The organism is Sporomusa sp., assembly GCF_057736855.1.
Genome location: NZ_JBYKYF010000206.1, coordinates 1 through 5604 on the forward strand (window position 1 = coordinate 1; position 5604 = coordinate 5604).

The 5604-nt window shown below is 46.5% G+C and carries 5 protein-coding genes; 4 read left to right on the forward strand and 1 reads right to left on the reverse strand.

Annotation, left to right across the window (positions count from 1 at the left end):
* The 4 genes from AC29Z1_RS12645 to AC29Z1_RS12660 all read left to right on the forward strand — a co-directional run.
* Positions 1–1107: bifunctional uroporphyrinogen-III C-methyltransferase/uroporphyrinogen-III synthase (locus AC29Z1_RS12645; protein WP_488271816.1), on the forward strand; the 1107-nt coding region annotated here is incomplete at its 5' end.
* Positions 1108–1220: 113 nt separating this feature from the next.
* Positions 1221–2186: a porphobilinogen synthase gene (gene hemB, locus AC29Z1_RS12650; RefSeq protein WP_488271817.1), complete on the forward strand. Its 966-nt coding sequence runs from the start codon at positions 1221–1223 to the stop codon at positions 2184–2186.
* 119 nt (positions 2187–2305) lie between these two features.
* Positions 2306–3616: a glutamate-1-semialdehyde 2,1-aminomutase gene (hemL, locus tag AC29Z1_RS12655; RefSeq protein ID WP_488271818.1), complete on the forward strand. Its 1311-nt coding sequence runs from the start codon at positions 2306–2308 to the stop codon at positions 3614–3616.
* A gap of 185 nt (positions 3617–3801) precedes the next feature.
* Positions 3802–4836, forward strand: a complete 1035-nt coding sequence (locus AC29Z1_RS12660; protein WP_488271819.1) for a GGDEF domain-containing protein — start codon at positions 3802–3804, stop codon at positions 4834–4836.
* A 51-nt stretch (positions 4837–4887) separates the two neighbouring features.
* Here AC29Z1_RS12660 and hcp read toward each other — a convergent pair.
* Positions 4888–5604: hydroxylamine reductase (gene hcp, locus AC29Z1_RS12665; RefSeq protein WP_488271820.1), on the reverse strand; the 717-nt coding region annotated here is incomplete at its 5' end.

The following is a 5604-nucleotide window of genomic DNA, read 5'->3' on the forward strand; positions in this document are numbered from 1 at the left end:
GCTACCTCGTTTGCGGTCATTACTGGCCATGAAGACCCGACAAAAGGCGAATCCAGCCTGAAGTGGGATAAGTTGGCTACCGCTGTTGATACGTTAGTGTTTCTTATGGGGGTAGAGAACCTGCCGCATATTACCAGTAAACTTATCGAGTATGGTCGTCCGGCTGACACGCCAGCGGCTGTAATCCGCTGGGGTACCAAACCGGAACAGGAAGTACTGGTGACAACCGTGGGAGAGGCTGCTCGTGATGTTGCTTCTCGGGGGTTAAAGCCGCCAGCGATCTTCATTGTTGGTCAAGTTGTCACTTTTCGTGACAAATTAGCTTGGTATGACAATAAACCTTTATTTGGTAAAAAGGTACTGGTTACCCGGGCAAGAGAACAGGCCAGTATTCTTAGCCAAGAGTTGGCTAAATTAGGTGCTGACTGTATAGAAGCTCCGGCGATTAAGATTGTACCGCCTCCAAGCTATGAACCGCTTGATCTAGCCATTGCCCATATACAAGAATATGACTGGCTGATTTTTACCAGTGCCAATGGGGTTGAACACTTTTTTGCCCGTATGGCTGCTGCCGGACTGGATACCAGAGCGATTAAGGCCCAAGTGGCTGCTATCGGTTCACAGACTGCGGCTCAGCTCAAAGGTTACGGAATTACCGCTGATATTATTCCGGCAGAATTTAGGGCTGAGGGCATTGTGGAAGCATTGGAACCTTACATAACGCCTAATATGAAAATACTGATTCCTCGGGCCTTAGTTGCCAGGGATATTCTTCCAGAAAGGCTAAAGACGCTGGGAGCTACTGTCCAGGTTGTCCCTGCTTACCGAACCGTGATTGGTGATACTGACGGAGCTAAATTAGCCGCTTCATTAGTTGCAGGTAAAATTGACATTATTACCTTTACTAGCTCGTCTACCGTAACCAACCTGCTGGAGTTGTTAGGCCCAAATGCTACTCAGCTTGTGACTAAGGCAAAAGTAGCCTGTATAGGCCCGATTACTGCCGAGACTTGCTTGGCTAATGGCGTCAAGCCTGATGTTATTGCTGAAGAATATACCATTAAAGGTCTTATTGAAGCCATTACTGCCTTATATGAAAACAAATAAGGTTTTTCATCTGTTAGTAGCCTATCAGGGATTTACTGAGTATATAGAAGTGCTGCACCCAGCGATACCATGAAGGATATCACCGGGTTTAGCACACAAGGGGGAATACACACATGTCTATGGTGCATCGTCCCCGGCGGCTGAGAGCTACCGATGGGATTCGCAATATGGTAAGAGAGACAATCTTAACACCTAGTAATCTGATTTACCCGTTATTTGTTGTGCCAGGTACCAAGATAAAAACAGAAATATCCTCGCTGCCAGGTAATTACCATCTATCACCAGATATGGCTGTTGAATTAGCGCGAGAGGTATATGATCTGGGTATACCGGCTGTACTTGTATTTGGTCTGCCGGAATACAAAGATGAGCGCGGCAGCAGTGCCTGGGATATGAAAAGCCCGGTGCAGCAGGCCATTGCGGCTATCAAGCAGGCATTGCCGGAACTTGTTGTCATTAGTGATGTTTGTTTGTGTCAATATACGGACCATGGGCATTGTGGCCTGCTAAACGAGCATAAAGTGGATAATGATGCGACACTGCCGCTGTTAGCCGCGGTTGCGCTAAGTCATGCTAAGGCCGGTGCGGACATGGTGGCTCCTTCCGATATGATGGATGGTCGGGTAGCCGCTATCCGCAACGGACTTGATGCCAGTGGTTACAGTGATGTAAGTATTATGTCTTATGCCGCCAAGTATGCCTCTGCCTATTACGGGCCGTTTAGGGTTGCCGCCGATTCAGCTCCTCAGTTTGGTGACCGGCGGGCATATCAGATGGACCCAGCAAACTCCCGTGAAGCACTGAAAGAAGTGGCGCTTGATATTGACGAAGGTGCTGACCTTGTTATTGTTAAGCCCGCATTAGCGTACCTTGATATTGTCCGGCAAGTGAAAGACCAGTTTTGGGTGCCGGTTGTCGCTTACAATGTAAGTGGCGAATATGCTATGGTTAAGGCCGCTGCTTCCCAAGGACTGATTGATGAACGGCGGCTGGTTATGGAGACATTATTAGGGATGAGACGCGCTGGTGCGGATATGATTATTACTTATCATGCGCTGGACGCTGCACGGTGGTTATAAATAAGCGCGAGAAGATTTTAAGGCAAACTTAGGGGTATAAGAGAGTCTCCCCAACTGTATATAAAAAGTGCTGCGGCTTCCTCCGATAGCACCTGACGGGTTGAAAGGAGTAGAATGGCATGAATTTTACGTTAGAGAAATCAACTGCTGCGTTTGCTGAGGCTAAAAAATACATTCCCGGCGTTGTCAATAGTCCGGTTCGTTCTTTCCGGGGAGTTGGTGGCACACCCCCATTCATTGCTAAGGCAGCAGGCAGCCGTATTTATGATATTGACGGTAATTCGTATATCGATTATGTAGGTTCCTGGGGGCCCATGATCTTGGGGCATGCCCATCCGGAAGTAACGCATGAACTGACAGAGGCGTTAGTACGTGGTACCAGCTATGGCGCACCGACGCTGTTGGAAACCGAGTTGGCTCGCTTAATTTCAGAAGCAATGCCGTCGATGGAACTTGTGCGGTTTGTCAATTCTGGCACTGAGGCCACTATGAGTGTTCTTAGGCTTGCCCGGGCTTTTACCAAGCGCAATAAAATCGTTAAATTTGCCGGCTGTTATCATGGTCACCATGACAGTCTGCTGGTTAAGGCCGGATCTGGCGCAACTTCGTTAGGAGTGCCGGACAGTCCGGGGGTACCAAAGACCATTGCCGGCAATACAATAACCGTCGAGTATAACGATGCCGCAGGCTTGGCGACGGTATTCGAGAAATATGGCGAAGATATTGCTGCTGTTATTATTGAACCTGTTCCCGGCAATATGGGGCTGGTTCTGCCACGGGATGGCTATCTTCAACAAGTAAGGGCCATTACCGAACAATATGGCGCACTGTTGATTTTTGACGAAGTCATGTCAGGGTTCCGGGTGGCTTATGGCGGAGCCCAGGAAGTGTATAATGTTATGCCAGACCTTACCTGTCTGGGCAAAGTTATTGGCGGTGGTTTACCTGTTGGTGCTTATGGCGGACGGCGAGACATCATGGAGCTAGTTGCGCCAGCCGGACCAGTATACCAGGCCGGCACATTGAGCGGTAATCCATTGGCAATGACCGCCGGACTTGCCACTTTACGGATATTATCACATACGGAAGGGTTTTATGAACAGGTGACGGCATTGACTGCCGCGTTGTGTGCTGGTCTTAAGTCACAGGCACAAAAATATGGACTTAATCTCCAATTCCATCAAGCTGGCACGATGTTTGGCCTATTCTTTAGTGATAAGCCAGTTTACGATTACGTGAGTGCCAAACAGTCTGATGTAGCTGCTTTTGCTATATTTTTCCATGCCATGTTAGAACAGGGAGTATATCTAGCTCCTTCCCAATTTGAAGCCGCTTTTATGTCTGGTGCACATACCCAGGCGGACATTGATGCAACCATTGCTGCCAGTGGAAATGCTTTTGCTAAAGTGGCCCAATATTATCAACGCTAACATTTTCGGTCCTGTGTACAAGTTACGCAGGACCGATATGTATTTTGGTGAGTTTTGTAGATTTATAGGAGGAAATGCGGTTAATTTTTCAAATAGATTACATACTTTTTTTTCCATAAATATGTTAAGATAATGCTATAAGAAAGTATACAATTTACTCCTGCAAAAAAGGAGTTTGGGGATGAATGGGTTCAGTCAAACGTATGTCCGCACTAAGAATATGGGGTGACCCAGCTTCACAACTGCAAGTAATTATCAGACGAATGAGCTGTATTTTTGCCTTGTTTAGCATGATAGCCACTGTGGCAACGTCTGGGCCGCAGTGGGAGATTGTTGCTCTGGTTGTTGTGCATATGGCCTATCATCTGATTATATGCTGGCGGCAGGCTAGACTGCTATTGGGTGAACTTGTTGTTAATATAGTGTTATGTGTAGGATTTACGCTGACTGGGGCTATGTATAGTGATATATTGTATCATTTGCTGCTGATTCGCATGGTGCTTAGCGATGGGCGTAGCCGGGTCTGGCGGATGGTTGCAGTTATGACGTTTATATATATGGCTGTTCAAACGTTAGCGGCAGAAGCATTTTCAACGGCTTTTTGGTTGAAAAATGTGTATAATATTATGGTTTTTGCCATAATATCGTTTACTACTGCTCATATGCTACAGGTTGTTGAAAGACAGTATCTACAAGAAGGAAAAATAGCTCAGCTTATGCAGGAAAATGCCTGGCACTATCAACTGGCGCATACTGACGAGTTGACTGGTTTGTTAAACCACCGGGCCTATTTGGAAAAAACTGCTGATTTGCAGCAGTATGCACTTTTAATCATTGATATTGATCATTTTAAGCAACTTAATGATACGTATGGTCATTTGTTTGGCGATTATGTGTTAACAACCATCGGCAATATTATTAAAATGAATATCCGTAACCAAGATATGGCTTTTCGCTATGGTGGCGAGGAATTTGTGCTGGTGTTACCAGATACTTCGTTGCAGTTTGCACTAAAAATCGCTGAGCGTCTGCGTTATCAGGTAAGTAGTTGCGATTTTTTTCATGATTCTGAGCGCGTACACGTAACGATCAGTATCGGAGTTTCGTTGAAACGGCCAAGCATTGCTTGTCAGGAGGCATTCAGGGAAGCTGACATTGCCTTGTATCGGGCTAAACGGCAGGGCCGCAATCAATGTGTGGTATTTGAAAAGGCAATTTAATTTAAAAATGGACGAATCATGGTAAGTGATTCGTCCATTTTTGTAGACCTGTTAACCTAATATAGCTTTTAAATCTTCATCCGGAGTGGTGATAAGTTGGAGGCCAAAATTGTCGTTGAGTACTTTGAATACTCCAGGGGTTAGGAAAGCCGGAGCAGATGGGCCGATGCGGATGTTCTTAACTCCCAAATGCAAGAGTGTGAGGAGAATGGCAACAGCTTTTTGTTCAAACCAGGAGAGAATAAAGGACAGCGGCAGGTCATTTACGCCACAGTTAAATGCTTTGGCCAAAGCCATTGCCACTTGGATACCTGAGTACGCGTTATTGCACTGACCGAGGTCGATGAGACGGGGAATGCCGTCAATGGTACCAAAATCCAGATGATTAAAGCGGTATTTGCCGCAGGCGACAGTAAGAATAATGCAGTCTTTCGGAATCTTTTCAGCCAGTTCGGTGTAGTAGTTACGGCCTGGTTTCGCGCCGTCACAGCCGCCCACCAGGAAGAAGCGTTTAATTTTTCCAGCTTTAACGGCAGCGACGATTTTGTCCGCCAAACCGAGAATGGCGTTATGATGAAAACCGGTAGTCAAGGTGTAAGTACCAGCTTTATCAGGAAGCTTAGGTAGTGCTTTGGCTTTGGCAATAATCTCCGAGAAGTCGCGGTTCGGAATATGGTTGCCACCCTGAAGGCCGGTGACGCTGCGGGTATAGATACGATCACCGTAGGTTTCGTTGGCTGTCAATGGCATTACACAGTTGGTAGTAAC

Coding starts and splice junctions, on each gene's coding strand:
- hemB (WP_488271817.1), top strand. CDS start 1,221: ATGTCTATGGTGCATCGTCCCCGGCGGCTGAGAGCTACCGATGGGATT.
- hemL (WP_488271818.1), top strand. CDS start 2,306: ATGAATTTTACGTTAGAGAAATCAACTGCTGCGTTTGCTGAGGCTAAA.
- AC29Z1_RS12660 (WP_488271819.1), top strand. CDS start 3,802: ATGGGTTCAGTCAAACGTATGTCCGCACTAAGAATATGGGGTGACCCA.